Below are 23977 nucleotides of genomic sequence, written 5' to 3' on the forward strand. Positions count from 1 at the left end.
TAAAACAATGACAAAATATAATATTCCATTTTCACCACCCGATATTACCGAAGCAGAAATTGCGGAAGTAGCAGATACCCTCCGTTCTGGTTGGATCACAACAGGTCCAAAGACAAAAGAATTAGAACGTCGTCTATCTGTCTATACTCAGACACCTAAGACAGTCTGCCTCAACTCTGCAACAGCAGCTCTTGAATTGATTTTGCGCGTGCTTGAAGTGGGGCCTGGTGATGAAGTTATCGTTCCAGCTATGACTTATACAGCATCATGTAGCGTTATCACTCACGTAGGTGCTACACCAGTTATGGTTGATATTCAAGCTGATACCTTTGAAATGGACTATGACAAGCTTGAGCAAGCAATTACTGAGAAGACTAAGGTTATTATCCCGGTTGAACTTGCAGGGATTATCTGTGACTATGAACGTTTGTTCCAAGTTGTTGAGAAAAAACGAGACCTATTTACAGCTACTAGCAAGTGGCAAAAAGTCTTTAACCGTATCGTTGTTGTCTCAGATAGCGCCCATGCTTTGGGTTCAACCTACAAAGGGCAACCAGCTGGTTCCATTGCAGACTTTACATCATTCTCTTTCCACGCTGTCAAGAACTTTACAACTGCTGAAGGAGGAAGTGCTACTTGGAAAGCCAATCCAGCTATTGATGATGAAGAAATGTACAAGGAATTCCAAATCCTATCTCTTCATGGTCAAACCAAAGATGCGCTTGCCAAGATGCAACTAGGCTCATGGGAATACGATATCGTAACACCAGCCTACAAGTGCAACATGACAGATATCATGGCTTCGCTTGGTCTGGTTCAGTTAGATCGTTATCCTGGCTTGCTTCAACGTCGTAAAGAAATCGTAACTCGCTATGACCGTGGATTTGCAGGAACTCGTATTCACCCATTAGCTCATGAGACAGATACTGTTGAATCTTGTCGTCACCTTTACGTTACCCATGTAGAAGGTGCTAGTCTCGAGCAACGCAATAAAATTATCCAAGAATTGGCTAAAGCTGGAATCGCAAGTAACGTTCACTACAAACCGCTTCCACTTTTGACAGCCTATAAGAATCTAGGATTTGACATGGCTGATTATCCACGAGCTTATGCCTACTTTGTTAATGAGATTACACTACCACTTCACACGAAATTAACGGATGAAGAAGTAGATTATATCATTGAGACTTTTGTCAGAGTTTCTGAAGAAGTTCTAGGCGCTTCAGAAAAATAATTAAAAAAATTAGTAAAAAATTAGTGAAAACGGTTGACAAAGAAAAAACAATAACATATAATTAACTCAACAAATCAGAAAAGTAGTTATTTTTGATCTTCAGGGAGCCTGTGGTTACTGTGAACAGGTGGTTGAAACTAGTGAAATTGGGCTGATTTTAAAAGTGAATTTGAAACAATGAAAATTCGGTAGGCACACCTTACAGTGCAACTTGTTGTTAGACAAGGCAGAGATGTAAAGGGGATATTCTCTTTACAAATGAGGTGGTACCGCGTTACAAACGCCCTCACATGGAAGAAAAATCCGTGTGTGGGCTTTTTTTATCCGTCATTTTGTTTATCTTTTATTAGGGTGTTAAGTCGCTTTGATGAACTTGAGTTCTATCTACAGCTCCTTGCCTACTACTAAAAGCAAACAAAAAGCCGGATTCATACAGAAGGAGGAAAATTTTATGACAACTAAAGGATATTTTGGACAATTTGGTGGTAGTTTTGTACCAGAACCAATTCAGGTTTTACTAGATGAATTGGAAGTGACTTTTGAAAAATACAAGGATGATCCAGAGTTTTTAGCTGAGTTTCGCCATTACTTGAAAGATTATTCAGGTCGCGAAACACCGCTCTATTTTGCAGAAAGTTTGACGGAATATTTAGGTGGTGCTAAGATTTATCTTAAACGTGAAGATCTTAACCATCTGGGTTCTCACAAGCTCAACAACGTTTTAGGACAAATCCTTCTTGCTAAACGCATGGGTAAAAAACGTGTCATTGCTGAAACAGGAGCTGGCCAGCACGGTGTTGCGACAGCTGCAGCGGCAGCCAAATTTGGTATGGCATGTGATGTCTACATGGGGGCAGAAGATGTGGAGCGTCAACGTCTAAATGTCTTCCGTATGGAGATGATGGGAGCAACTGTTCACGCAGTTGAAACTGGTACTCGTACCCTCAAAGATGCGGTTGACGCAGCCTTTGGAGCATGGATGAATGACCTTGAAGCCTTCTACGTTTTAGGTTCGGCTGTAGGTCCTCACCCTTATCCAACGATTGTTCATGAGTTCCAAAAAGTGATTAGTGAAGAATCTCGTCGTCAAATTTTGGAAAAAGAAGGACGTCTGCCAGACTACGTCATTGCCTGTGTGGGTGGTGGTTCCAATGCCATCGGAGCTTTTTCACAGTATGTAGCTGATGAAGAAGTAAAATTGGTTGGGGTAGAAGCTGCTGGTCACGGTTTAGATACCGACAAACACGCAGCAACTATGACCAAGGGTAGTGTCGGAATTGTCGATGGAATGAAGACCTATGCAATCTTTAAGGAAGATGGAGAGCTGGCGCCAGTTTACTCTATCTCAGCAGGTTTGGACTATCCAGGGGTTGGACCAGAACACGCCTTCTTTAAAGACTCTGGTCGTGTAGAATATGTTGCAGCGACTGATGAAGAAGCTGTCCAAGCCTTGCTTTTACTTAGCAAGACTGAAGGAATTATCCCAGCTATTGAAAGCTCCCATGCCATCGCAGAAGCAGTCAAACGAGCACCAAAACTAAGTAAAGATGAGATTATCATTATCAATGTTTCTGGTCGTGGAGACAAGGACGTAGCTGCTATTGCAGACTACCTTGAAGCTAAAAAATAAAAGATGGAAAAGATACAGAGATTTCTCTCTCAGAGAGCTTGTGGTTGCTGAAAACAAGCAGAGAAAGCTGTAAGGTTGGGTCCGTCTGAAATGAGAGAAGAAAACATGATTCTCAAGGGAGTGCCCTTTATCGCACAACCTGTTACAGGAAGGTTCTGAGACAGGATTGAGAGATAGGAGAAATCCTATAATTGAGGTGGCACCGCGAATTTCGTCCTCACGCAAGTTATTTTGCGTGGGGATTTTTTGTAGAATCACCACAGGATTTAAGAAGAACTGAAAGGGAAATTACAATGGAACGAATCATTCATGGAGATGTTTTATCACCAATTTTGGCTTATATGCGCTTGAAGGGACAACACAAGGTTATACTTGAAAGTATCCCAAGAGAAAAGGAAAATGCTCGATTTTCTATTTTGGCTTATAATCCAGTTTTTGAGATTAAGTTTGAGAATGGAGTCCTATATCAAAATGGCCGAGTGATTGATCGTGACCCTTTGGATTTCCTTTATGAAGTGACTCATAAAAGCAATCACCATTCAGACCTACCTTTTGGTGGTGGAGCGATTGGCTTTGTTGGTTACGACATGATTTCTCTTTACGAAGAGATTGGCCAGCTTTCTGAGGATACGATTGGGACACCAGATATGCATTTCTTCGTATATGAGAGTTATATAGTTTTTGACCACAAGAAAGAAAAGATTCATATCATCGAGGATGCTCTCTACAGTAATCGTAGCAATGATGAGCTAGAAGCGGCTTTGGATCAAGTTTTAGAGGAGTTAAAAATCCTAGCATCAAATGAATTTGAAGATTTGGACGTTTCTCCACTTCAGTTTAAACCACATATTGCACCTCAGAAATTTGAAGAAATGGTAGAAACAGCTCGCGACTTGATTCGCAACGGAGATATGTTCCAATGTGTGCTTAGCCAGCGCTTCTCCGCAGAGGTAACTGGAAATCCTTTTGACTTTTACAGAAATCTTCGAGTGACCAATCCATCAAATTACCTTTACTTTTATGATTTTGGAGATTATCAAATTATCGGTGCCAGTCCTGAGAGCTTGGTTTCCGTCAAGAATGGTATCGTGACAACCAATCCAATTGCAGGGACGCGACCTAGAGGCACCAATGACGAAGAAGATGCAACACTTGCAAGTGATCTACTTTCTGATGAAAAGGAAACGGCAGAACACCGAATGTTGGTGGATTTGGGACGAAATGATATCGGTCGAATTGCTGAAACAGCAAGTGTCCAAGTAACTAAGTATATGGAAGTAGAACTTTTCCGTTATGTCATGCATTTGACCAGCGTGGTTAAAGGATGTTTGTTACCAGAACTGACTGCTATGGATGCCTTGAAGGCGACTCTTCCGGCAGGAACAGTATCAGGGGCACCAAAGATTCGGGCTATGAAACGCATCTATGAACTAGAAACAGAGAAGCGAGGCGTCTATGCAGGAGCTATCGGTTACCTATCAGCAACTGGAGATATGGATTTAGCCATTGCAATTCGAACCATGATTCTTAAAAATAAAAGAGCCTACGTACAGGCTGGTGCAGGAATTGTTTATGATTCCATCGCTCAGAACGAATACCAAGAAACCATTAACAAAGCTAAATCTATGACTAGAATGGGAGAACTAAGACCATGATTTTATTGATTGACAATTATGATTCATTTACTTATAACCTGGCTCAATATATCGGGAATTTCGTAGAAGTTCAGGTTTTGAGAAATGATGATCCACATCTTTATGAACATGCTGAAAAGGCAGATGGACTGGTCTTTTCTCCTGGTCCAGGTTGGCCAGCTGATGCTGGGAAAATGGAAGAAATGATTCGTGATTTTGCAGGTAAGAAACCTATTCTAGGGATTTGTTTAGGGCACCAAGCCATTGCAGAAGTCTTTGGTGGTAAATTGGGCTTGGCTCCTAAAGTCATGCACGGGAAACAAAGTCAAATCCGATTTGAGACTCCATCAGTTCTCTATCAAGGGATTGAGGAAAATCGTCCAGTTATGCGCTACCACAGTATTTTAATTGAAGAGATGCCAGAAGAGTTTGAAGTGACAGCTCGTTCGACAGATGACCAAGCTATTATGGGGGTTCAACACAAAACCTTGCCGATTTATGGCTTGCAGTATCATCCAGAAAGTATTGGAACGCCAGATGGTCTATCTTCTATTCAGAATTTTATCGAGAAAGTTGTAAAGTGAGGAACACAAAATGAAAGAAATTATTGAAAAATTAGCTAACTTTGAAGATCTATCAAGTGTTGAGATGACAGATGTGATCGAACGCATCGTGACAGGGCGAGTGACAGAAGCACAAATCGCTTCACTACTTTTAGCTCTTAAAATGAAGGGAGAAACACCTGAAGAAAGAACAGCCCTCGCTCAAGTCATGAGAGGACATGCTCAACACATTCCAACAAATATTCAAGATGCTATGGATAACTGTGGTACAGGTGGAGATAAGTCATTTAGCTTCAACATTTCTACAACTGCAGCCTTTGTCTTGGCAGGTGGAGGAATCCACATGGCCAAACATGGTAATCGTTCAATTTCCTCTAAATCTGGGTCAGCAGATGTCTTGCAAGCTTTGGGAATCAATATTGATCTCAAACCAACACAACTGGGTAAGGTATTTGACCAAACAGGAATCGTCTTTCTCTTTGCCAAAAACATGCACCCAGCTATGAAATACATCATGCCAGCACGCTTGGAATTGGGAATTCCAACTATCATGAATTTGACAGGTCCACTCATCCATCCAATGGTTTTGGAAACACAGCTTCTAGGAATCAGTCGTCCTGAACTTCTAGAAAGTACTGCTCAGGTTTTGAAAAACATGGGTCGCAAACGTGCCATTGTAGTAGCTGGTCCAGAAGGGTTGGATGAAGCTGGTTTGAATGGAACTACCAGCATTGCTCTTCTTGAAAATGGAGAAATTACTTTGTCAACCTTTACCCCAGAAGATTTAGGAATGGAACGCATTGCCATTGAGGACATTCGTGGGGGAAATGCTCATGAGAATGCAGCCATTCTTGTTAGCGTTCTTAATAACGAACCAAGTCCATTCTTGGAAACAACAGTTTTAAATGCAGGGCTTGGTTTTTATGCCAATGGTAAGGTAGATAGTATCAAAGACGGAGTTGAAATGGCACGTCAAGTGATTGCCAGTGGTAAGGCCCTTGAAAAACTCAGACTATTACAGGAGTATCAAAAATGAGTCAGGAATTTTTGTCACGTATCTTAGAGCAGAAGGCGCGTGAAGTTGAAAAGATGGAACGAGAGGAGCTTCAACCCTTGCGTGAAAGCTATCGCTTAGCTGAATATTTGAAAAACCATCAGGAGCGTTTGCAAATCATTGCAGAGGTCAAGAAGGCGAGTCCAAGTATGGGTGATATCAACCTGGATGTGGATATCGTTCAACAGGCCCAGACCTACGAGGCTAACGGCGCTGTTATGATTTCTGTTCTGACAGACGAAGTTTTCTTCAAAGGTCATTTGGATTATCTGCGTGAGATTTCCAGTCAGGTACAGATTCCGACGCTGAACAAGGATTTTATTATCGATGAAAAGCAAATCATCCGAGCTCGCAATGCAGGTGCGACAGTTATCTTGCTCATCGTAGCGGCTTTATCAGAAGAACGCCTCAAGGAACTGTATGACTATGCGACAGAGCTTGGACTAGAAGTGTTGGTGGAAACTCATAATCTGGCTGAACTTGAAGTGGCTCACCGCCTGGGAGCTCAAATTATCGGTGTGAATAATCGTAATTTGACTACCTTTGAAGTTGACTTGAAGACTAGTGTAGACTTGGCCCAATACTTTAAGGACGATTGCTTCTACATTTCTGAATCTGCTATTTTTACAGAAGCAGATGCGAAACGAGTTGCACCCTACTTTAACGGAATTTTGGTAGGAACAGCCCTCATGCAAGCAGAAGACGTAGCCCATAGAATCAAGGAGTTGCAGATTGACAAAGGTTAAGATTTGTGGACTATCGACCAAAGGAGCAGTAGAAACAGCTGTGTCAGCTGGAGCAGACTACATCGGTTTTGTCTTTGCTCCTAGCAAAAGACAAGTGACCTTGAAACAAGCAGCAGAGCTGGCTGAGATTATTCCTACAAATGTAAAAAAGGTTGGCGTATTTGTTTCACCAAGTCGGGAAGAATTACTAGAAGCGATTGAAAAGGTTGGCTTGGATTTGGTACAAGTTCACGGTCAGGTAGTAGATAAACTATTTGAAAATTTACCTTGTGCCAGTATTCAGGCTGTTCAAGTAGACGGGGATGGGCATGTACCCAATTCTCTGGCAGATTATCTACTCTTTGATGCACCTGTCGCAGGAAGTGGTCAAACCTTTGACTGGGGGCGACTGGATACGACAGAACTATCTCAGCCTTTCTTCATCGCAGGTGGGCTCAATGAGGATAATGTAGAAGAAGCTATTCAACACTTTACTCCCTATGCAGTAGATGTATCAAGTGGGGTAGAGACAAACGGACAAAAAAATCATGAAAAGATAAGAAGATTTATAGAGAGGGTTAAGCATGGCATATCAGGAACCAAATAAAGATGGATTTTACGGGAAATTCGGTGGACGTTTTGTCCCAGAAACATTGATGACAGCAGTATTGGAATTAGAAGAGGCTTATCGTGAAAGTCAGGCAGATCCAAGTTTTCAAGAAGAGTTAAACCAACTTTTGCGCCAGTATATAGGCCGTGAAACACCTCTTTACTACGCAAAAAACTTGACCCAGCATATCGGCGGAGCCAAGATTTACCTCAAACGTGAAGACCTCAACCATACAGGGGCCCACAAGATTAACAATGCCTTGGGACAAGTTCTTCTGGCTAAACGCATGGGCAAAAAGAAAATTATTGCTGAAACTGGTGCCGGTCAGCACGGTGTAGCAACTGCAACAGCTGCAGCCCTTTTCAACATGGAATGTACTATCTACATGGGTGAGGAAGATGTCAAACGTCAAGCCCTCAATGTCTTCCGTATGGAACTTTTGGGAGCCAAGGTGGAAGCTGTAACAGATGGTTCGCGCGTGCTCAAAGACGCGGTCAATGCAGCCCTTCGTTCATGGGTAGCCAACATCGATGATACCCACTATATCCTTGGTTCTGCCTTGGGGCCTCATCCTTTTCCAGAAATTGTGCGTGATTTTCAAAGTGTTATCGGTCGAGAAGCTAAACAACAGTACCGTGACTTGACAGGGCAAGATTTGCCAGATGCCCTAGTAGCCTGTGTTGGTGGTGGTTCGAATGCTATTGGGCTTTTCCATCCATTTGTGGAAGATGAGTCAGTGGCTATGTATGGAGCTGAAGCAGCAGGACTTGGTGTTGATACAGAGCATCACGCAGCTACCTTGACCAAGGGTCGTCCAGGTGTTCTTCACGGTTCGCTTATGGATGTGCTCCAAGATGCTCATGGTCAAATCTTAGAAGCTTTCTCAATCTCAGCAGGTTTGGACTATCCTGGTATCGGTCCAGAACATTCCCATTACCACGATATCAAACGCGCGACCTATGTACCAGTGACAGACGAGGAAGCCTTGGAAGGATTCCAACTCTTGTCTCGTGTAGAAGGAATTATCCCAGCTTTGGAATCTAGCCATGCCATCGCCTTTGCGGTGAAATTGGCCAAAGAACTTGGCCCAGACAAGTCTATGATTGTCTGCCTATCAGGTCGTGGGGACAAGGATGTAGTTCAAGTTAAAGACCGCTTGGAAGCAGACGCAGCAAAGAAGGGAGAAGCTAATGCCTAAGACTCTAACCGAAAAATTGAACGCTATCAAAGCAACTGGAAAAGGAATTTTTGTTCCCTATATCATGGCTGGAGACCACGAAAAAGGATTAGATGGTCTCGCTGAAACAATCCACTTTTTAGAAGACTTGGGTGTGTCTGCCATTGAGATAGGAGTTCCCTTTTCAGACCCTGTTGCAGACGGTCCAGTTATCGAAGAAGCAGGCTTGCGCAGTCTAGCTAGTGGTACTTCTACACAGACTCTAGTTGAAACTTTGAAGATTATTGAAACAGAAATTCCGCTTGTCATCATGACTTACTTTAACCCCCTCTTTCAGTACGGTGTGGAGAAATTGGTTAAAGATCTTGCTGATACAGCAGTCAAGGGATTGATTATTCCAGACCTCCCTCATGAGCATGCTAATTTTGTAGAGCCATATTTGGAGGATACAGACATTGCCTTGATTCCCCTAGTTAGTTTGACAACAGGGATTGAGCGCCAAAAAGAGTTGATTGAAGGGGAAGAAGGCTTCGTCTATGCTGTTGCTATTAATGGGGTGACAGGGAAGTCAGGCAATTATCGAGATGACTTGGACAAGCACTTGTCTCAACTTCATCAAGTGGCTGATATTCCAGTCTTGACAGGATTTGGTGTATCCACACAAGCTGATGTAGAACGGTTCAATGCTGTATCAGACGGTGTTATCGTCGGTTCCAAGATTGTTAAGGCTCTGCATGAAGGGCAAGTGGCAGAAATTGCTGACTTTATCCAAGAAGCAGTAGCTTACCAAAAATAATCATGCAAGCAGCAAGTAAGAGGAAAGGCACAAAAGGAAGTCTTTCCTTTTTCTTTAGCAGAAGAAAAGCTAGTATGCCGGTTGTGGAGGCAAATTGGATTAAAATCAACATTTCAGTTAGGTTAAAAATAAGGGCGCAAGAAGCAAGAAAAAGAAAATCACCTGCTCCTATGCGGATATCGATAACATGAGCAATGATTCCAAAAATCAAGAAGAAAGCCATGATTAGATTCCAACTACAGCAAATCATGAGGATTAAGTGAAAAATTAGCCAGACGATCAAGGGATATTCTTGATGACGAAGGTCATAAATTCCCAAAGTTAAGCCGGCAGTTACCAGGATGACTTGACCTAAGGTTAGAATTTCCCAAGAAAAAGCTAGAAAGAGCAGTCCAAAGCACAACTCAAAGAAAGCATACCAGAAAGGATAGTGAACCTTGCAGTAGCGACAGCGAAAGCGATGGACTACTTGAGAGACAATTGGAATCAAATCCAGAGGTCTCAAGCGAGTCTGACAAGAATCACAGTGACTTGCAGGAAATACGATGGATTGTTCAGGAAAGCGATCAATGACCAATCCAAGAAAGGAAGCAAGAATCGTTCCAACAAGAAAAAAATAAAGATGAATCATACTTATTTATTCGGAAAAAATAAGAGAAAGAGTATAATAGTTGGATGTAGGAGAAGTTTTAGGAGCAAATATGAAAATTCACTTTGAAAAAGGACTTCAGTTAGAAAATGCCAAACTCATTTGTCAGTGGTCTAATGCTTCGGGAGAAAGTTTTCAGAAGCAATGGATGGGGCCAAAGATTTCTTATCCCTTGATTGCCCAATCCTTGCAAAAGATGGAAGGGATTTTTTCCATTTTTGTTGGAGAAGAGTTTGTAGGCATCATCCAGAAAATCAAACTAGAAGATAGAAATCTTCATATTGGAAGATTTCTCATAGCTCCACAGAAGCAGGGAAAAGGAATAGGCCGAAAAGCTTTTCAATACTTTCTTCAAGAAATGTTTGAAAATGAAGAAATAGAAAGTATTTCCCTAACGGTTTTTGAGTCAAATCAAATAGCTAGAGACCTCTACCACAAAGAGGGATTTGAAATTGTTCAAACTATTGAAGTTCCTGAACGTAAATACATAATGAGAAAATTTAGGTAAGAACTAAATAACACTAGAAATTGTCCCCTTACAATTTTTAATCCTCAAACTTGTTGCAGAGAAATTTTCTTGATAAAATAGATACATGACTAGATATAAAGCAATCATTTCCTATGATGGCTACGCTTTTGCCGGTTTTCAGCGGCAACCTCATGCGCGTAGTGTTCAGGAGGAAATTGAAAAAACTTTAACCAAATTAAATAAAGGACAAGCTATTACCATTCATGGCGCTGGGCGAACGGACAGTGGCGTTCATGCTTTAGGACAGGTCATCCACTTTGATCTTCCCTATCAGATGGATGAGGAGAAACTTCGCTTTGCTCTCGATACCCAAAGCTCTGAAGATATCGATGTGATTTCGATTGAGATTGTGGCTGATGATTTTCATTGCCGTTATGCCAAGCATAGCAAGACCTATGAGTTTATCGTGGATAGAGGGCGTCCTAAAAATCCTATGAGACGTTATTATACCACCCACTATCCCTATCCACTAGATGTGGAACGCATGCAAAAGGCTGTGAAGAAATTAGAAGGAACCCATGATTTTACCGGTTTTACTGCTGCGGGAACCAGTGTGGAGGACAAGGTAAGAACGATCACGGAAGCCAGTCTTAGGGTTGATGAGACCGGTCAATTTTTGACCTTTACTTTCTCTGGTAATGGCTTCCTCTATAAGCAGATTCGAAATATGGTTGGGACCTTGCTAAAAATTGGCAACAATCGTATGCCAATTGAGCAGATTGACCTGATTTTGGAGAAAAAAGACAGACAGTTGGCAGGCCCGACTGCAGCACCCAATGGTTTGTATTTGAAGGAGATTCGTTATGAAGAATAATCGTATTTTAGCACTTTCAGGAAATGATATTTTTAGTGGTGGTGGACTAGCTGCTGACCTTGCGACCTATACTTTAAATGGTTTACATGGTTTTGTAGCTATGACTTGTTTAACTGCTTTGACGGAAAATGGTTTTGAAGTCTTTCCGACAGATGAGACTATTTTCCAACAACAGCTGGATAGTCTTAAGAACGTGGACTTTGGAGGGATTAAGATTGGTCTCTTACCGACTGTTGGTGTTGCTGAGAAAGCTCTTAACTTTATCAAGGAACGCACAGGAGTTCCAGTGGTATTGGATCCAGTTCTCGTTTGTAAGGAAACGCATGATGTTGCTGTCAGCGAGCTCTGTCAAGAGTTGATTCGCTTTTTCCCTTATGTGACTGTAGTTACTCCTAACCTTCCTGAGGCAGAATTACTTGCAGACCAAAAGATAGAAACCTTGGATGATATGAAAGCTGCAGCTCAGAAATTACATGACTTAGGAGCACCAGCAGTCATTATTAAAGGTGGGAATCGCCTCAGTCAAGATAAGGCATTAGATGTATTTTATGATGGAAAGAACTTTACAGTTTTGGAAAATCCTGTTATTGAAGGACAAAATGCAGGTGCTGGTTGTACCTTTGCCTCAAGCATTGCTAGTCAGTTAGTCAAGGGAGAGGAGCTATTACCAGCGGTTGAGAGTTCTAAAGCCTTTGTTTATTGTGCTATCGCACAAGCAGATCAATATGGAGTAAGACAGTATGAAGCAAACCAAAACAAGTAAAATCGCCCTATTATCAATACTGACTGCCCTATCGGTAGTTTTAGGTTATATTGTCAAAATCCCAACTCAAACAGGAATCTTAACTCTTTTAGATGCTGGAATCTTTTTCACTGCTTTTTATTATGGAAAACGAGAAGGAGCTATTGTGGGAGGTCTAGGAGGTTTCATTATTGACCTGATCTCAGGCTATCCTCATTGGATGTTCTTCAGCTTGCTTTTCCATGGTTTGCAGGGTTACTTTGCAGGTTTTAAAGGAAAATGGCAGTGGCTTGGATTAGTTTTAGCAACTTTTCTCATGGTAGCTGGATATGCATGTGCGACATCTTGGATGAAAGGTTGGGGTGTAGCTCTGACAGATATTCCTCACAATTTGTTGCAGAATTTTGTTGGAATGATTGTTGGCTATCTTCTCTATCAGAGCATCAAGAAAATTAGTAAGCAGTAAAAAGGAAGTCTTCCCTGGGAACTATTGAAAAAAATCTGATTTTTTGCTAAAATGAAAGCTATGAAAACACTCTACGATGTGCAACAATTTCTCAAACAGTTCGGTATTCTTGTCTATATGGGCAAACGTCTTTATGACATTGAATTAATGAAGATTGAACTATCACGAATTTATGATGCAGGCTTGATGGATAAGCTGGATTATCTAGAAGCGGAGGCTGTTCTTCGCAGAGAGCACAAACTAGAATTAGATTATTTAGAAAAAAATGGAGATTAGATATTATGGTAACTTGGGTATTATGGGGACTTGTAGTGGTGATGTTGGCATGGATGGGATACAACTATCTTCGTATTCGCCGTGCAGCAAAAATTGTAGACAATGCAGAGTTTGAGTCTTTGATTCGTACCGGTCAGTTGATTGACTTGCGTGATCCGTCAGACTTCCACAGAAAACATATCCTCGGAGCTCGTAATATTCCTTCAAACCAATTGAAGACAAGTCTTGCAGCGCTTCGTAAGGACAAGCCTGTACTTCTTTATGAAAACCAACGTGCACAACGGGTTACCAATGCAGCACTTTTCTTGAAAAAACAAGGTTTCTCAGAAATTTATATCCTTTCTTACGGATTGGATTCTTGGACAGGAAAAGTTAAGACTAGCTAATAATGTGAAATAAAGTTGTCACATATGTTTAATATACAGTTCTAGCTTTTTATGATATAATTAATTTGTATTAAATTTAAGGAGTTTTTTATTATGCAAGAAAAGAAAAAAGCCTCACTTGTTTTAGGTATTCTATCTATCGTCCTTGGTTTGCTATCTCCAATCGTAGGACTTATTTTGGGGATTATTGGCCTTGTCTTGGCTAATTCACATCAAAATCAATCTGGACTAGTGTATAAAACAGAAAAAATTCTCAATATCGTAGGGATTGTCATTTCTGTACTTAACTGGATTGCAGGACTTATCTTAATGATGCATTAATCAGGGTTCTAACAAAAAAAGCTTTAGTTTTAAAGCTTTTTTTGTTTGATCCAATCTTCTCGAAATAGGTATGAATCATTCTAATGCTTCTTGACTCAGGTGCAAGTTTACATACAGCAAAATTGATTACACCATAGATAAAATCTCTTTATATGGTATAATGAATCTGTGATAAATTTAAGGAGTTTTTATAATATGAATACACAAGAAAAGAAAAAAACTTCATTTGTTTTAGGTATCATATCTATCATAGCTGCCTTTGGATTTCCAGTGTTAAGTATTATTTTTGGTATTTTTGGTTTGGTCTTGGCACATTCGCATCAAAAAGAGTCTGGACTAGACTATAAGACAGAAAAAATTCTCTCTATTTTAGGGCTTGTGTTAGGGCTTGTCATTTCTGCACTTTTTTGTATCGTATTAATCTCACAACTTTCGAGAATTAATTAAAGAGTTTGGGACAAAAATTCTAGCCTCTCAATTGTCTATGGATTGTCGAGCAAGACGCAGTGGTTGAGTGGGCTCTACTACGCTGATTTCATCAGCTTTTACAGCCCTACTCAACTATGCGGAGGTGGGACGACGAAATCGAATTCTAACGAATTACCGATTTCTGTCCCACTCTCTTTTTTGTTTTATCCACTTTTCTCTAGGTAGTTTTTTATGATTTCCAATTCCTCTTGGTTCAAGGGACGGTATTGCCCCTCTGCTAGCTCTGAATCTAATGTGAAATCCCCAAACTGAACTCGTTTGAGAGCAGTGACCTTGACACCGACTGAGAGGAACATTTTCTTGACCTGATGAAATTTCCCTTCAGAGATGGTGATGGTGGCTCGGCTGAGACTAGGGATTGAAGATAGAATTTCAAGCTGAGCAGGTTTACAAATAGTTCCATCAAGAAAGACAATCCCGTTTTTGAACTGCTGGATGTGATCTGGTGTGAGCAAGCCGTTCACCTCAACTTGATAAGTTTTATCGACATGATATTGAGGGTGGAGAAGTTGAAAACCTAGAGGGCCATTGTTTGTTAAGAGGAGGAGCCCTGTCGTATCTCGATCTAGCCGACCGATAGCATAGAGTTGGTCTGATTGGAGGTGTTGAGGTAGTAAGTCCATAACCGTTGGGAGCTTCTTGTCCTTGCTTGCTGTCACGACACCATTTGGTTTGTGAAGCATGAGATAGGTGTGCTCATATCCTTGGATTTTTCTACCCTGAAAAATCAACTCTTGTAATCCCGTATCAACATTCTGTGCAAGGGAAGTAGCAGGGACTCCATCTACTAAGATTTCTTTTTTTAGGAGAGCCTGTTTCATGGCTTTTCGACTGATTTTTTCCTGGGCTAATAAATTATCTAAACGCATACCAGCCTATCTTATCACAAGTCGGGATTTTTGAAAAGAAAAGATAAGTCATGAATTTTCTTTTGAAAACATTTACACTTACTTGAGTTAAGTCATTTGCTTAAAATTGTGGTATAATTGCTCAGTTAGAAAATAAATTTTTGAATATAACAGAGGAAATCATGACAAAATTAAGAGAAGATATCCGTAATATCGCGATTATCGCCCACGTCGACCACGGTAAAACAACCCTCGTTGACGAATTATTAAAACAATCTGAAACTCTTGACGCGCGTACAGAATTAGCTGAGCGTGCAATGGATTCAAACGATATTGAAAAAGAGCGTGGAATTACCATCCTTGCGAAAAATACAGCCGTTGCCTACAACGGAACTCGTATCAACATCATGGATACACCAGGACACGCGGACTTCGGTGGAGAAGTTGAGCGGATCATGAAAATGGTTGACGGTGTTGTTTTGGTCGTAGATGCTTACGAAGGAACAATGCCTCAAACTCGTTTCGTATTGAAAAAAGCCTTGGAACAAGACCTTGTACCTATCGTTGTGGTTAACAAAATCGATAAGCCATCAGCTCGTCCAGCAGAAGTAGTAGATGAAGTTTTGGAACTTTTCATCGAACTTGGTGCAGATGATGATCAGCTTGACTTCCCAGTAGTCTATGCTTCAGCAATCAACGGAACATCTTCATTGTCAGATGATCCAGCCGACCAAGAAAAGACTATGGCGCCAATCTTTGATACCATTATTGACCACATTCCAGCTCCAGTCGATAACTCAGATGAGCCCCTTCAATTCCAAGTGTCACTCTTGGACTACAATGATTTCGTTGGTCGTATCGGTATCGGACGTGTCTTCCGTGGTACTGTTAAGGTCGGAGACCAAGTTACTCTTTCTAAATTGGATGGTACAACCAAGAACTTCCGTGTTACAAAACTCTTTGGTTTCTTTGGTTTGGAACGTCGTGAAATCCAAGAAGCTAAGGCTGGTGACTTGATTGCCGTATCAGGTATGGAAGACATCTTCGTTGGGGAAACAATCACTCCAACAGATGCAGTTGAAGCTCTTCCAGTTCTTCACATCGACGAACCTACTCTTCAAATGACCTTCTTGGTCAACAACTCACCATTTGCTGGTCGTGAAGGTAAATGGGTCACTTCTCGTAAGGTTGAAGAGCGTCTTCAAGCAGAATTGCAAACAGACGTTTCACTTCGTGTAGACCCAACGGACTCACCAGATAAATGGACTGTTTCAGGACGTGGAGAATTGCACTTGTCAATTCTTATCGAAACCATGCGTCGTGAAGGATATGAGCTTCAAGTATCTCGTCCAGAAGTTATCGTCAAAGAAATCGATGGTGTTAAATGTGAGCCGTTTGAACGCGTGCAAATTGACACACCAGAAGAATACCAAGGATCTGTTATCCAAAGTCTTTCTGAACGTAAAGGTGAAATGTTGGATATGATCTCAACTGGTAACGGTCAAACTCGTTTGGTCTTCCTAGTTCCTGCGCGTGGTTTGATTGGATACTCAACTGAGTTCTTGTCAATGACTCGTGGTTACGGTATCATGAACCATACCTTCGACCAATACTTGCCATTGATTCCAGGTGAAATCGGTGGACGTCACCGTGGTGCCCTTGTTTCTATCGATACTGGTAAGGCAACAACATACTCAATCATGTCTATCGAAGAACGTGGAACCATCTTTGTTAACCCAGGTACTGAGGTTTACGAAGGAATGATCATCGGTGAAAACTCTCGTGAAAATGACTTGACTGTTAACATCACGAAAGCTAAACAAATGACCAACGTTCGTTCAGCTACTAAAGACCAAACAGCGGTTATCAAAACTCCTCGTATCTTGACGCTTGAAGAATCACTTGAGTTCTTGAACGATGATGAATACATGGAAGTAACGCCTGAATCAATCCGTTTGCGTAAACAAATCTTGAATAAGGCAGAGCGCGAAAAAGCAAACAAAAAGAAAAAATCAGCTGAATAAGAGCTAGAAAGAGATAAAAATGGTCTATCTAATCATAGGGATTTTATTACTCTTACTTTATATCTTTGCGACTCCTCAAAGTATTAAGGGAACGGTCAACGTTGTTATTCTGGTTTTCGGATTGGTTGCTCTCTTGATTTTATTGATGCTGTCAACTCTACAAATCTTCCAACTTCCAGCAGAAATCTTTATTACATTGGGGATGCTAGCTCTTACCTACTTTAGTTTGAGAGATATCAGTCTCATGTCTATTCGAAAGAAGCGAGAAAATTAAATCTATTAATAACAAAAAAACTTCTATTAGCAACTGAGTTGCCGATAGAAGTTTTTATTTGTTACTGTTATTGTCAGAATAACGGTTGTAGAAATCGACTTTTATCTGGATAAAGTGTTCTAATTCACGGAAGAGTTGCAAGAGAGTCGCCCGTGTCTCAAACTCTTCTCTAGTTTTCGGAAGGCTACGATTGCGAAATACCTGTAGGTAGCTCTCGATATCATTCAATAAATCGTAGGCTGGATTAGTTTGACTCAGCTGACTAGCTGTCTTTGAAAAGAGCTGTGCGACAATGAGGCTCTCACTTGCGGCTAGTTGGCAAGTATTAATCTGTTGAGCCATATTTCTCAAGATACGAGTTTGCCTTTGTCGCATCTCAAAGTAATGAATATGATAATCTGTCTGATGAAAGAGATGATCAGAGTGGTCGAGGTAAACCAGTTTAAGCGCCTCCTCAAGCAGCTGGTCAAGTTCATTTACGAGTTGTGCTTGATTACGACCGTCTCCTCTTTTTAGATAGTAAGCTAGGCGTAGAAGGACGTTTCTGAGTTTATCTTCAACAAGAATATGATAATGTTGAATGTCTTTTTCACGCGAAGGCATATAGAGATTGACCAGCAGTGCAAAGCCAGTACCGATTAGAAATAGTAGTAGTTCGTTCACTAAAAGTTCTGGTGAGGTTGATTGCTGGATTAAGAGATGGCTGACCAAGACGCTACTAGGGGTAATCCCAATTTCCCAACCTAGTTTATAGGCCAGAGGAACATAGATTGCTAAGTACAGTCCAAAACTCCATATGTGATATCCAGTCAGTTGGAATGCTATGACACCAACCAGTAGTGCAAGGAGAGTTGAAAAAAGGCGATCTCGAGCTAGTTTGATGGTGCTTCTTCGAGTGTCTGAAAGGCTCAAAATAGCAATGATACCAGCTGATACAGCAGATGATAAATCAAAAAAGTAGGCTAGTAAACAAGCAAAACAGGTTGCTAGGACTAGTTTTAAAGTGCGTTGTGTGATAGACATAGAATACTTCCTTGAGATAAATGCTTTAAAGTTTTAGTAGTAGGTAAGGTAGAAAGGTCTATTCCAAGAGAGTTATTGAGAAAATAATTTGTTCTCCATGTAGTGGTTTGATTATAGTATAAATATGCTTTGAAATCAAGTCTATGTATGTTTGATAGACCTTATGAAGCCAGATACAACTTCGTTTTGTGGTATAATAATTAGAAAGGAGTTTTACATGCAAGAATTTTTTAAAAGTTATTTTAATAAGCTAGATTTAACAACGGTATTTGAGAATCTTTTAACGAAAGTGATTTCTCTTTTAATTTTATTTGTGCTATTTTACATAGCTAAACAGCTTCTCCATGCAGCTGTCAAGAGAATTGTGAAGCCTTCACTTAAGTATTCAAATCGTGATGCAGGACGACAAAAGACAATCTCGCGTTTATTAGAAAATATTTTTAATTACACCCTTTATTTCTTTTTAGTTTACTGCATTTTGTCTATCCTAGGACTACCTGTATCCAGTTTACTAGCTGGTGCTGGGATTGCCGGGGTTGCAATTGGTATGGGAGCCCAAGGTTTTTTGTCGGATGTTATTAATGGCTTCTTTATCCTCTTTGAACGCCAGTTGGATGTAGGGGATGAAGTTGTTTTGACAAATGGTCCCATTACTGTATCGGGAAAAGTAGTTAGTGTCGGAATTCGAACCACTCAACTAAGAGGTGAAGACCAGGCTCTCCACTTTGTTCCCAACCGTAATATTACCGTGGTTAGCAATTATTCAAGAGATGAGTTGAACTGAAATTTTACTTGATTTATGGTACAATAGAGGGAGTTTGACAGAGGAGAAATGATGGTTTTAGATAAACAATTAGGAAATGGTTGTACCTGGATAAATCTTGATATCGAAAAAATTAAAAATCTTGAAGATTTATCTGAAATCTATGGTTTGGATAAGGAAACCATCGAATATGCTCTGGATAGAAATGAAAGAGCCCACATGGATTATAACCGTGAGAATGGGACTGTGACCTTTATTTATAATGTCCTTGACCTAGAAAAAGACAAGGAATACTATGAAGCCATTCCCATGACCTTTATCGTTGAAAACAAACGAATGATTACCATCAGCAACCATAAGAATGCTTATGTCATTGATCAGATGTTAGCTTATCTGGATAGCCATGAGTCGCTTTCCATTTACAAATTTCTCTTTGCTAGTCTAGAAATCATTAGTAACGCCTATTATCCAATCATTGAAAAGATGGATAAGAGTAAAGATGAAGTCAACAGCTTACTTCGTCAGAGAACAACCAAGAAAAATCTCTTCGCCCTCTCTGACTTGGAGACTGGTATGGTTTACTTAACAGCAGCGGCAAAACAAAATCGACTCCTCTTGGAGCATATCCAGGGCCATGCTCTTTATCGGAAATTTAATGATGTTGAACGAGAGCAGTTTGATGATGCAATGATTGAAGCCCATCAGTTGGTGTCTATGACAGACTTGATTTCTCAAGTCTTGCAACAACTCTCAGCTTCTTACAACAACATCCTAAACAATAACCTGAATGATAGTTTGACAGTTTTGACTATTATCTCCGTCTTACTAGCAGTACTTGCGGTTATTACAGGTTTCTTCGGAATGAATGTTCCTCTACCATTTACAGAAGAGCCAAATGCTTGGATTTATATCTTAATGGCTAGCTTGATTTTATGGGCAGCCTTATCTCAATGGCTGAAGAAAATTACTAGAAAATAAAAGAGAAGGAGCCAGAATGGCGATTGAAAATTACATGCCAGATTTTGCTGTGGAAGCAGTTTATGATTTGACAGTCCAAAGCCTGAAAAACCAAGGGATCAAAGCTGTTTTGGTGGATTTAGATAATACTCTCATTGCTTGGAATAACCCTGATGGGACTTCAGAGATGAAGCAATGGTTACATGACCTTCGTGATGCTGGTATTCGCATTATCGTAGTGTCTAACAACTCTAAAAAACGAGTTCAACGTGCGGTTGAAAAATTTGGGATTGACTATGTTTATTGGGCTTTGAAGCCCTTTACTTTCGGGATTGACCGCGCCATGAAGGAATTCCACTATGAGAAAAACGAAGTGGTTATGGTTGGAGATCAGCTCATGACGGACATTCGAGCGGCTCACCGTGCAGGTATTCGTTCGATTTTGGTCAAACCTTTGGTCCAACATGACTCTATCAAAACACAGATTAACAGAGCTCGTGAGCGCCGTGTCATGAAACAAATCACTGAAAAGTACGGGCCTATCACATATAAAAAAGGAATCTAACTATGGAAGAAATTCTCTGTATTGGTTGTGGAGCAACCATTCAGACGACAGATAAGACTGGTCTAGGCTTTACGCCTCAGTCAGCACTCGAAAAAGGTTTGGAGACTGGTGAAGTTTATTGCCAACGTTGTTTTCGTCTTCGTCATTACAATGAAATCACAGATGTCCAGTTGACGGATGATGATTTCCTCAAACTCTTGCACGAGGTAGGAGACAGTGATGCCTTAGTAGTGAACGTCATCGATATCTTTGACTTTAATGGCTCTGTTATCCCAGGATTGCCTCGCTTTGTATCAGGCAATGATGTTCTCTTGGTTGGGAATAAAAAAGACATCCTACCTAAGTCTGTTAAGCCTGGTAAGATTAGTCAATGGCTCATGGAACGTGCCCACGAAGAGGGTCTTCGTCCTGTCGATGTCGTCTTGACTTCAGCCCAAAACAAGCATGCTATCAAGGAAGTCATTGATAAAATTGAGCACTATCGTAAGGGTCGTGACGTCTATGTAGTTGGGGTTACCAATGTTGGGAAATCAACTCTTATCAATGCTATTATCCAGGAAATTACGGGTGACCAGAACGTCATCACAACCTCACGTTTCCCAGGGACAACCTTGGATAAGATTGAAATTCCGCTCGATGATGGTTCTTATATCTATGATACACCGGGAATTATTCATCGTCATCAGATGGCTCACTACTTGACGGCTAAAAATCTCAAGTATGTCAGTCCTAAAAAGGAAATCAAACCTAAAACCTATCAGCTCAATCCTGAGCAAACTCTCTTTTTAGGAGGTTTGGGACGCTTTGACTTCATCTCAGGAGAAAAGCAAGGTTTCACAGCTTTCTTTGATAATGAACTCAAACTTCATCGTACCAAGCTTGAAGGCGCTAGTGCCTTTTACGACAAGCACCTTGGAACCCTCCTTACACCACCGAATAGCAAGGAAAAAGAAGATTTTCCAAAACTAGTCCAACATGTCTTTACTATCAAGGATAAGACTGACCTCGTTATCTCAGGACTAGGCTGGATTCGTGTAAATGGAGAAGCCAAAGTCGCAGTTTGGGCACCAGAAGGCGTCGCAGTTGTCACACGAAAAGCAATTATTTAAACACAGAAAGGAAAGGGTTGTCTTTATAAAGGCGAGCACTGCGAGCCCCTAGAAGATACTTTTCGCCGTGGTGTTAGTTGGTACAAGTGATTGTACCAACTGAGGAAAATTTGAGACCTTAGGCTCAAATTTTAGTCATGAAAGTCCAGAGGACTTTGCTGACGTCCGTCACCACTTCAGAAAAGTATAAAAAGAAACTCTTTTAAATGAAATATGTCATTAACATCAAAACAACGTGCCTTCCTCAACAGCCAGGCACACACCCTCAAACCCATCATCCAAATCGGGAAAAATGGTCTCAACGACCAAATTAAAACTAGCGTCCGTCAAGCACTTGATGCCCGCGAATTGATTAAGGTTACTCTCTTGCAAAACACAGATGAAAACATCCACGAAGTAGCTGAAATCTTGGAAGAAGAAATCGGTGTAGACACAGTTCAAAAAATCGGACGCATCTTGATTTTGTATAAACAATCAAGCAAGAAAGAAAATCGCAAGATTTCTAAAAAAATTAAAGAAATCTAAGCATGACGCTCCAAAAACTGTTTTTACAGAAGACTAAAGGAGATTAGCCTATGGCAATCGAACTATTAACTCCCTTTACCAAAGTGGAGTTAGAGCCAGAAATCAAGGATAAAAAACGCAAGCAAGTTGGAATTTTGGGTGGAAATTTCAACCCTGTTCACAACGCCCACCTTATCGTGGCGGACCAAGTACGCCAGCAGTTGGGATTGGATCAGGTTCTGCTCATGCCTGAGTATCAACCGCCTCACGTAGACAAAAAGGAAACCATTCCTGAGCACCATCGTCTCAAAATGCTTGAATTGGCTATCGAAGGAATCGAAGGTTTAGCTATTGAGACAATTGAGCTGGAGCGCAAGGGTATTTCCTACACCTACGACACCATGAAGCTTCTAACAGAGAAGAATCCAGACACAGATTACTATTTCATTATCGGTGCCGATATGGTAGACTATTTGCCTAAGTGGTATAGAATTGATGAGTTGGTGGAACTAGTTCAGTTTGTGGGAGTTCAGCGACCACGTTACAAGGCAGGGACTTCTTATCCAGTCATCTGGGTGGATGTGCCTCTCATGGATATTTCATCCAGCATGGTACGTGATTTCATTGCTCAAGGTCGCACACCTAACTTTCTCTTGCCAAAACCAGTGCTAGACTATATTGAGAAAGAAGGGCTTTACTGATGGCATACCAAGACTATATCAACTGTTCGCGTGAAGAATTGTTGGAAAAAATGGCAGAGCTCCTACCTGAAAAACGTCTAACTCATTGTCTGGGTGTAGAGCGTGCAGCCATAGAATTGGCTCAGCGCTTTGGTGTGGATGTTGAGAAAGCTGGTTTAGCTGCTCTCCTTCATGACTATGCTAAAAAGCTATCAGATCAAGAGTTTCTAGACTTGATTGATCGATATCAACTTGACTCTGATCTTAAAAAATGGGGTAATAATGTCTGGCATGGCATGGTCGGTATCTACAAGATTCAGGAAGATTTAGATTTACAAGATTCTGAAATCCTACGAGCTATTGAAATTCATACAGTTGGAGCTGGTCAGATGACGGACCTTGATAAGGTTATCTACGTCGCAGACTACATCGAGCATAATCGTGCCTTTCCAGGGGTGGACCAGGCGCGTGAGATTGCAAGTTTGTCACTCAATAAGGCGGTAGCCTATGAAACAGCTCGCACTGTGGAGCATTTGGCTCGCCAAGGATTGCCTATTTATCCCCAAACCCTTGAAACCTATAACGCCTATGTGCACTATTTGAAAGAGGACTAAATGAACGAAAAAGAATTATTAGAACTAGTCGTGAAAGCGGCTGATGAGAAACGTGCAGAGGATATTCTCGCACTTGACGTACAAGAATTGACCAGTGTAACAGATTACTTTGTTATCACTAGTTCTATGAATAGCCGTCAATTGGACGCTATCGCCGAAAATATCCGTGAAAAAGTAGCCCAAGCAGGCTTTAAAGGCAGCCATGTTGAAGGTGACGCAACTGGAGGCTGGGTTTTACTTGACCTTGGTGGTGTCGTAGTGCATATCTTCTCAGAAGAAATGCGTGCCCACTATAACCTAGAAAAACTATGGCATGAGGCGGATTCAGTAGATTTATCTGAAACCTTGGCCTAGTAGATGAACTCAGTTGCAGTCAACTGGGTTTATTTGCTTAATTTAGAAGAAAATTGTTAGAAAGGTAAGGGCGTCGTGTTTGGTAATGTTAAAACTGAACACGAGCTAAAAACTGTGAGAAAGAGAATAACTTCCTTTGTATCTGACGATACGGCAGAAAGATACCT

Annotated in this window: 30 protein-coding genes and 1 other annotated feature; of the genes, 27 read left to right on the forward strand and 3 right to left on the reverse strand. The window is 40.9% G+C overall.

Annotated elements, in window-relative coordinates; genetic code table 11:
• The first annotated feature begins 7 nt into the window (after window positions 1–7).
• The 9 genes from QM382_RS00130 to trpA all read left to right on the forward strand — a co-directional run bounded on the left by QM382_RS00130 (window position 8) and on the right by trpA (window position 9423).
• Window positions 8–1234 carry a DegT/DnrJ/EryC1/StrS family aminotransferase gene (locus QM382_RS00130; protein ID WP_414272035.1) on the forward strand — a complete coding sequence of 409 codons (1227 nt, stop codon included), beginning with the start codon at window positions 8–10 and terminating at the stop codon, window positions 1232–1234.
• Between the two features lie 60 nt (window positions 1235–1294).
• Window positions 1295–1525 (forward strand) — a binding site (T-box leader).
• Between the two features lie 160 nt (window positions 1526–1685).
• Window positions 1686–2864, forward strand: a complete 1179-nt coding sequence (gene trpB / locus QM382_RS00135; RefSeq protein WP_414272036.1) for a tryptophan synthase subunit beta — start codon at window positions 1686–1688, stop codon at window positions 2862–2864.
• A gap of 293 nt (window positions 2865–3157) precedes the next feature.
• Window positions 3158–4519, forward strand: coding sequence for an anthranilate synthase component I (gene trpE, locus QM382_RS00140; RefSeq protein ID WP_414272037.1), 1362 nt, complete (start codon window positions 3158–3160; stop codon window positions 4517–4519).
• Complete coding sequence (locus tag QM382_RS00145) at window positions 4516–5082, forward strand: aminodeoxychorismate/anthranilate synthase component II (RefSeq protein WP_414272038.1); 567 nt, start codon at window positions 4516–4518, stop codon at window positions 5080–5082. Before trpE ends, QM382_RS00145 begins: the two co-directional genes overlap by 4 nt.
• A 10-nt stretch (window positions 5083–5092) precedes the next feature.
• On the forward strand, window positions 5093–6097 hold the full coding sequence (trpD, locus tag QM382_RS00150; protein WP_414272039.1) for an anthranilate phosphoribosyltransferase: 1005 nt from the start codon (window positions 5093–5095) through the stop codon (window positions 6095–6097).
• Window positions 6094–6861 carry an indole-3-glycerol phosphate synthase TrpC gene (trpC, locus tag QM382_RS00155; RefSeq protein ID WP_414272040.1) on the forward strand — a complete coding sequence of 256 codons (768 nt, stop codon included), beginning with the start codon at window positions 6094–6096 and terminating at the stop codon, window positions 6859–6861. The genes trpD and trpC overlap by 4 nt, the downstream gene beginning before the upstream one ends.
• Entirely contained in the window at window positions 6848–7447 is a 600-nt protein-coding gene (locus tag QM382_RS00160) for a phosphoribosylanthranilate isomerase (RefSeq protein WP_414272041.1), read from the forward strand. Before trpC ends, QM382_RS00160 begins: the two co-directional genes overlap by 14 nt.
• The gene (gene trpB / locus QM382_RS00165) at window positions 7425–8648 is read left to right on the forward strand and encodes a tryptophan synthase subunit beta (RefSeq protein ID WP_414272042.1); all 1224 of its coding nucleotides are present in this window, start codon (window positions 7425–7427) and stop codon (window positions 8646–8648) included. The genes QM382_RS00160 and trpB (QM382_RS00165) overlap by 23 nt, the downstream gene beginning before the upstream one ends.
• Window positions 8641–9423 (forward strand): tryptophan synthase subunit alpha, encoded by a 783-nt coding sequence (gene trpA / locus QM382_RS00170; protein ID WP_414272043.1) that lies wholly within the window; start codon window positions 8641–8643, stop codon window positions 9421–9423. The genes trpB (QM382_RS00165) and trpA overlap by 8 nt, the downstream gene beginning before the upstream one ends.
• Here trpA and QM382_RS00175 read toward each other — a convergent pair.
• Entirely contained in the window at window positions 9392–10054 is a 663-nt protein-coding gene (locus QM382_RS00175) for a prepilin peptidase (RefSeq protein WP_414272044.1), read from the reverse strand. The genes trpA and QM382_RS00175 overlap by 32 nt on opposite strands.
• Before the next feature lie 70 nt (window positions 10055–10124).
• On the opposite strand from QM382_RS00175, the gene QM382_RS00180 reads away from it, so the two are divergent.
• From QM382_RS00180 to QM382_RS00215, 8 genes are all read left to right on the forward strand, one after another.
• Window positions 10125–10580, forward strand: coding sequence for a GNAT family N-acetyltransferase (locus QM382_RS00180; protein ID WP_414272045.1), 456 nt, complete (start codon window positions 10125–10127; stop codon window positions 10578–10580).
• 85 nt (window positions 10581–10665) lie between these two features.
• Window positions 10666–11415: a tRNA pseudouridine(38-40) synthase TruA gene (gene truA / locus QM382_RS00185; protein WP_414272046.1), complete on the forward strand. Its 750-nt coding sequence runs from the start codon at window positions 10666–10668 to the stop codon at window positions 11413–11415.
• Window positions 11405–12178, forward strand: a complete 774-nt coding sequence (locus QM382_RS00190; RefSeq protein WP_414272047.1) for a bifunctional hydroxymethylpyrimidine kinase/phosphomethylpyrimidine kinase — start codon at window positions 11405–11407, stop codon at window positions 12176–12178. Before truA ends, QM382_RS00190 begins: the two co-directional genes overlap by 11 nt.
• Complete coding sequence (locus QM382_RS00195; protein WP_414262156.1) at window positions 12156–12623, forward strand: ECF transporter S component; 468 nt, start codon at window positions 12156–12158, stop codon at window positions 12621–12623. The genes QM382_RS00190 and QM382_RS00195 overlap by 23 nt, the downstream gene beginning before the upstream one ends.
• A 51-nt stretch (window positions 12624–12674) precedes the next feature.
• The gene (locus tag QM382_RS00200; RefSeq protein WP_024053574.1) at window positions 12675–12899 is read left to right on the forward strand and encodes a YqgQ family protein; all 225 of its coding nucleotides are present in this window, start codon (window positions 12675–12677) and stop codon (window positions 12897–12899) included.
• A gap of 5 nt (window positions 12900–12904) precedes the next feature.
• Window positions 12905–13285, forward strand: coding sequence for a rhodanese-like domain-containing protein (locus tag QM382_RS00205; RefSeq protein WP_263394456.1), 381 nt, complete (start codon window positions 12905–12907; stop codon window positions 13283–13285).
• 93 nt (window positions 13286–13378) lie between these two features.
• Entirely contained in the window at window positions 13379–13606 is a 228-nt protein-coding gene (locus QM382_RS00210) for a DUF4190 domain-containing protein (RefSeq protein WP_263394457.1), read from the forward strand.
• Between the two features lie 195 nt (window positions 13607–13801).
• A complete protein-coding gene (locus tag QM382_RS00215; RefSeq protein WP_263394458.1) occupies window positions 13802–14053 on the forward strand; it encodes a hypothetical protein in 252 nt (83 codons plus the stop codon).
• A 185-nt stretch (window positions 14054–14238) separates the two neighbouring features.
• On the opposite strand, the gene QM382_RS00220 is transcribed toward QM382_RS00215, so the two are convergent.
• Window positions 14239–14964 (reverse strand): pseudouridine synthase, encoded by a 726-nt coding sequence (locus QM382_RS00220; RefSeq protein WP_414272048.1) that lies wholly within the window; start codon window positions 14962–14964, stop codon window positions 14239–14241.
• Between the two features lie 161 nt (window positions 14965–15125).
• Between QM382_RS00220 and typA the strand changes: the two genes are divergently transcribed.
• Together typA and QM382_RS00230 are read left to right on the forward strand one after the other, a co-directional pair.
• Window positions 15126–16967, forward strand: coding sequence for a translational GTPase TypA (gene typA / locus QM382_RS00225; protein WP_414272049.1), 1842 nt, complete (start codon window positions 15126–15128; stop codon window positions 16965–16967).
• Window positions 16968–16986: 19 nt separating this feature from the next.
• Window positions 16987–17241: a DUF3165 family protein gene (locus tag QM382_RS00230; RefSeq protein ID WP_006149866.1), complete on the forward strand. Its 255-nt coding sequence runs from the start codon at window positions 16987–16989 to the stop codon at window positions 17239–17241.
• 54 nt (window positions 17242–17295) lie between these two features.
• On the opposite strand, the gene QM382_RS00235 is transcribed toward QM382_RS00230, so the two are convergent.
• Complete coding sequence (locus tag QM382_RS00235) at window positions 17296–18264, reverse strand: aromatic acid exporter family protein (RefSeq protein ID WP_414272050.1); 969 nt, start codon at window positions 18262–18264, stop codon at window positions 17296–17298.
• A 217-nt stretch (window positions 18265–18481) separates the two neighbouring features.
• On the opposite strand from QM382_RS00235, the gene QM382_RS00240 reads away from it, so the two are divergent.
• The 8 genes from QM382_RS00240 (at window position 18482) to rsfS (ending at window position 23810) form a co-directional block, all read left to right on the forward strand.
• The gene (locus QM382_RS00240; protein WP_414272451.1) at window positions 18482–19048 is read left to right on the forward strand and encodes a mechanosensitive ion channel family protein; all 567 of its coding nucleotides are present in this window, start codon (window positions 18482–18484) and stop codon (window positions 19046–19048) included.
• A 51-nt stretch (window positions 19049–19099) separates the two neighbouring features.
• On the forward strand, window positions 19100–20005 hold the full coding sequence (locus tag QM382_RS00245; protein WP_414272051.1) for a magnesium transporter CorA family protein: 906 nt from the start codon (window positions 19100–19102) through the stop codon (window positions 20003–20005).
• Between the two features lie 16 nt (window positions 20006–20021).
• Entirely contained in the window at window positions 20022–20549 is a 528-nt protein-coding gene (locus tag QM382_RS00250) for a YqeG family HAD IIIA-type phosphatase (RefSeq protein ID WP_414272052.1), read from the forward strand.
• A gap of 2 nt (window positions 20550–20551) precedes the next feature.
• Window positions 20552–21658, forward strand: a complete 1107-nt coding sequence (gene yqeH, locus QM382_RS00255) for a ribosome biogenesis GTPase YqeH (RefSeq protein ID WP_414272053.1) — start codon at window positions 20552–20554, stop codon at window positions 21656–21658.
• A gap of 213 nt (window positions 21659–21871) precedes the next feature.
• A complete protein-coding gene (yhbY, locus tag QM382_RS00260) occupies window positions 21872–22183 on the forward strand; it encodes a ribosome assembly RNA-binding protein YhbY (RefSeq protein ID WP_045615299.1) in 312 nt (103 codons plus the stop codon).
• 50 nt (window positions 22184–22233) lie between these two features.
• Complete coding sequence (locus tag QM382_RS00265) at window positions 22234–22863, forward strand: nicotinate-nucleotide adenylyltransferase (protein WP_178894677.1); 630 nt, start codon at window positions 22234–22236, stop codon at window positions 22861–22863.
• Window positions 22863–23456, forward strand: a complete 594-nt coding sequence (yqeK, locus tag QM382_RS00270) for a bis(5'-nucleosyl)-tetraphosphatase (symmetrical) YqeK (RefSeq protein ID WP_195183877.1) — start codon at window positions 22863–22865, stop codon at window positions 23454–23456. Before QM382_RS00265 ends, yqeK begins: the two co-directional genes overlap by 1 nt.
• Window positions 23457–23810: a ribosome silencing factor gene (gene rsfS / locus QM382_RS00275; protein WP_414272054.1), complete on the forward strand. Its 354-nt coding sequence runs from the start codon at window positions 23457–23459 to the stop codon at window positions 23808–23810.
• Window positions 23811–23977: the final 167 nt, after the last annotated feature.

It is taken from the genome of Streptococcus infantis (assembly GCF_047465185.1).
GTDB classification, from domain to species: Bacteria; Bacillota; Bacilli; order Lactobacillales; family Streptococcaceae; genus Streptococcus; species Streptococcus infantis_O.

What these genes read in the sequence shown, in the direction of transcription:
- QM382_RS00130 (WP_414272035.1), top strand. Translation starts at nt 8, where the DNA reads ATGACAAAATATAATATTCCATTTTCACCACCCGATATTACCGAAGCA.
- trpB (WP_414272036.1), top strand. Translation starts at nt 1,686, where the DNA reads ATGACAACTAAAGGATATTTTGGACAATTTGGTGGTAGTTTTGTACCA.
- trpE (WP_414272037.1), top strand. Translation starts at nt 3,158, where the DNA reads ATGGAACGAATCATTCATGGAGATGTTTTATCACCAATTTTGGCTTAT.
- QM382_RS00145 (WP_414272038.1), top strand. Translation starts at nt 4,516, where the DNA reads ATGATTTTATTGATTGACAATTATGATTCATTTACTTATAACCTGGCT.
- trpD (WP_414272039.1), top strand. Translation starts at nt 5,093, where the DNA reads ATGAAAGAAATTATTGAAAAATTAGCTAACTTTGAAGATCTATCAAGT.
- trpC (WP_414272040.1), top strand. Translation starts at nt 6,094, where the DNA reads ATGAGTCAGGAATTTTTGTCACGTATCTTAGAGCAGAAGGCGCGTGAA.
- trpB (WP_414272042.1), top strand. Translation starts at nt 7,425, where the DNA reads ATGGCATATCAGGAACCAAATAAAGATGGATTTTACGGGAAATTCGGT.
- trpA (WP_414272043.1), top strand. Translation starts at nt 8,641, where the DNA reads ATGCCTAAGACTCTAACCGAAAAATTGAACGCTATCAAAGCAACTGGA.
- QM382_RS00175 (WP_414272044.1), bottom strand. Translation starts at nt 10,054, where the DNA reads ATGATTCATCTTTATTTTTTTCTTGTTGGAACGATTCTTGCTTCCTTT.
- QM382_RS00180 (WP_414272045.1), top strand. Translation starts at nt 10,125, where the DNA reads ATGAAAATTCACTTTGAAAAAGGACTTCAGTTAGAAAATGCCAAACTC.
- truA (WP_414272046.1), top strand. Translation starts at nt 10,666, where the DNA reads ATGACTAGATATAAAGCAATCATTTCCTATGATGGCTACGCTTTTGCC.
- QM382_RS00190 (WP_414272047.1), top strand. Translation starts at nt 11,405, where the DNA reads ATGAAGAATAATCGTATTTTAGCACTTTCAGGAAATGATATTTTTAGT.
- QM382_RS00195 (WP_414262156.1), top strand. Translation starts at nt 12,156, where the DNA reads ATGAAGCAAACCAAAACAAGTAAAATCGCCCTATTATCAATACTGACT.
- QM382_RS00200 (WP_024053574.1), top strand. Translation starts at nt 12,675, where the DNA reads ATGAAAGCTATGAAAACACTCTACGATGTGCAACAATTTCTCAAACAG.
- QM382_RS00205 (WP_263394456.1), top strand. Translation starts at nt 12,905, where the DNA reads ATGGTAACTTGGGTATTATGGGGACTTGTAGTGGTGATGTTGGCATGG.
- QM382_RS00210 (WP_263394457.1), top strand. Translation starts at nt 13,379, where the DNA reads ATGCAAGAAAAGAAAAAAGCCTCACTTGTTTTAGGTATTCTATCTATC.
- QM382_RS00215 (WP_263394458.1), top strand. Translation starts at nt 13,802, where the DNA reads ATGAATACACAAGAAAAGAAAAAAACTTCATTTGTTTTAGGTATCATA.
- QM382_RS00220 (WP_414272048.1), bottom strand. Translation starts at nt 14,964, where the DNA reads ATGCGTTTAGATAATTTATTAGCCCAGGAAAAAATCAGTCGAAAAGCC.
- typA (WP_414272049.1), top strand. Translation starts at nt 15,126, where the DNA reads ATGACAAAATTAAGAGAAGATATCCGTAATATCGCGATTATCGCCCAC.
- QM382_RS00230 (WP_006149866.1), top strand. Translation starts at nt 16,987, where the DNA reads ATGGTCTATCTAATCATAGGGATTTTATTACTCTTACTTTATATCTTT.
- QM382_RS00235 (WP_414272050.1), bottom strand. Translation starts at nt 18,264, where the DNA reads ATGTCTATCACACAACGCACTTTAAAACTAGTCCTAGCAACCTGTTTT.
- QM382_RS00240 (WP_414272451.1), top strand. Translation starts at nt 18,482, where the DNA reads ATGCAAGAATTTTTTAAAAGTTATTTTAATAAGCTAGATTTAACAACG.
- QM382_RS00245 (WP_414272051.1), top strand. Translation starts at nt 19,100, where the DNA reads ATGGTTTTAGATAAACAATTAGGAAATGGTTGTACCTGGATAAATCTT.
- QM382_RS00250 (WP_414272052.1), top strand. Translation starts at nt 20,022, where the DNA reads ATGGCGATTGAAAATTACATGCCAGATTTTGCTGTGGAAGCAGTTTAT.
- yqeH (WP_414272053.1), top strand. Translation starts at nt 20,552, where the DNA reads ATGGAAGAAATTCTCTGTATTGGTTGTGGAGCAACCATTCAGACGACA.
- yhbY (WP_045615299.1), top strand. Translation starts at nt 21,872, where the DNA reads ATGTCATTAACATCAAAACAACGTGCCTTCCTCAACAGCCAGGCACAC.
- QM382_RS00265 (WP_178894677.1), top strand. Translation starts at nt 22,234, where the DNA reads ATGGCAATCGAACTATTAACTCCCTTTACCAAAGTGGAGTTAGAGCCA.
- yqeK (WP_195183877.1), top strand. Translation starts at nt 22,863, where the DNA reads ATGGCATACCAAGACTATATCAACTGTTCGCGTGAAGAATTGTTGGAA.
- rsfS (WP_414272054.1), top strand. Translation starts at nt 23,457, where the DNA reads ATGAACGAAAAAGAATTATTAGAACTAGTCGTGAAAGCGGCTGATGAG.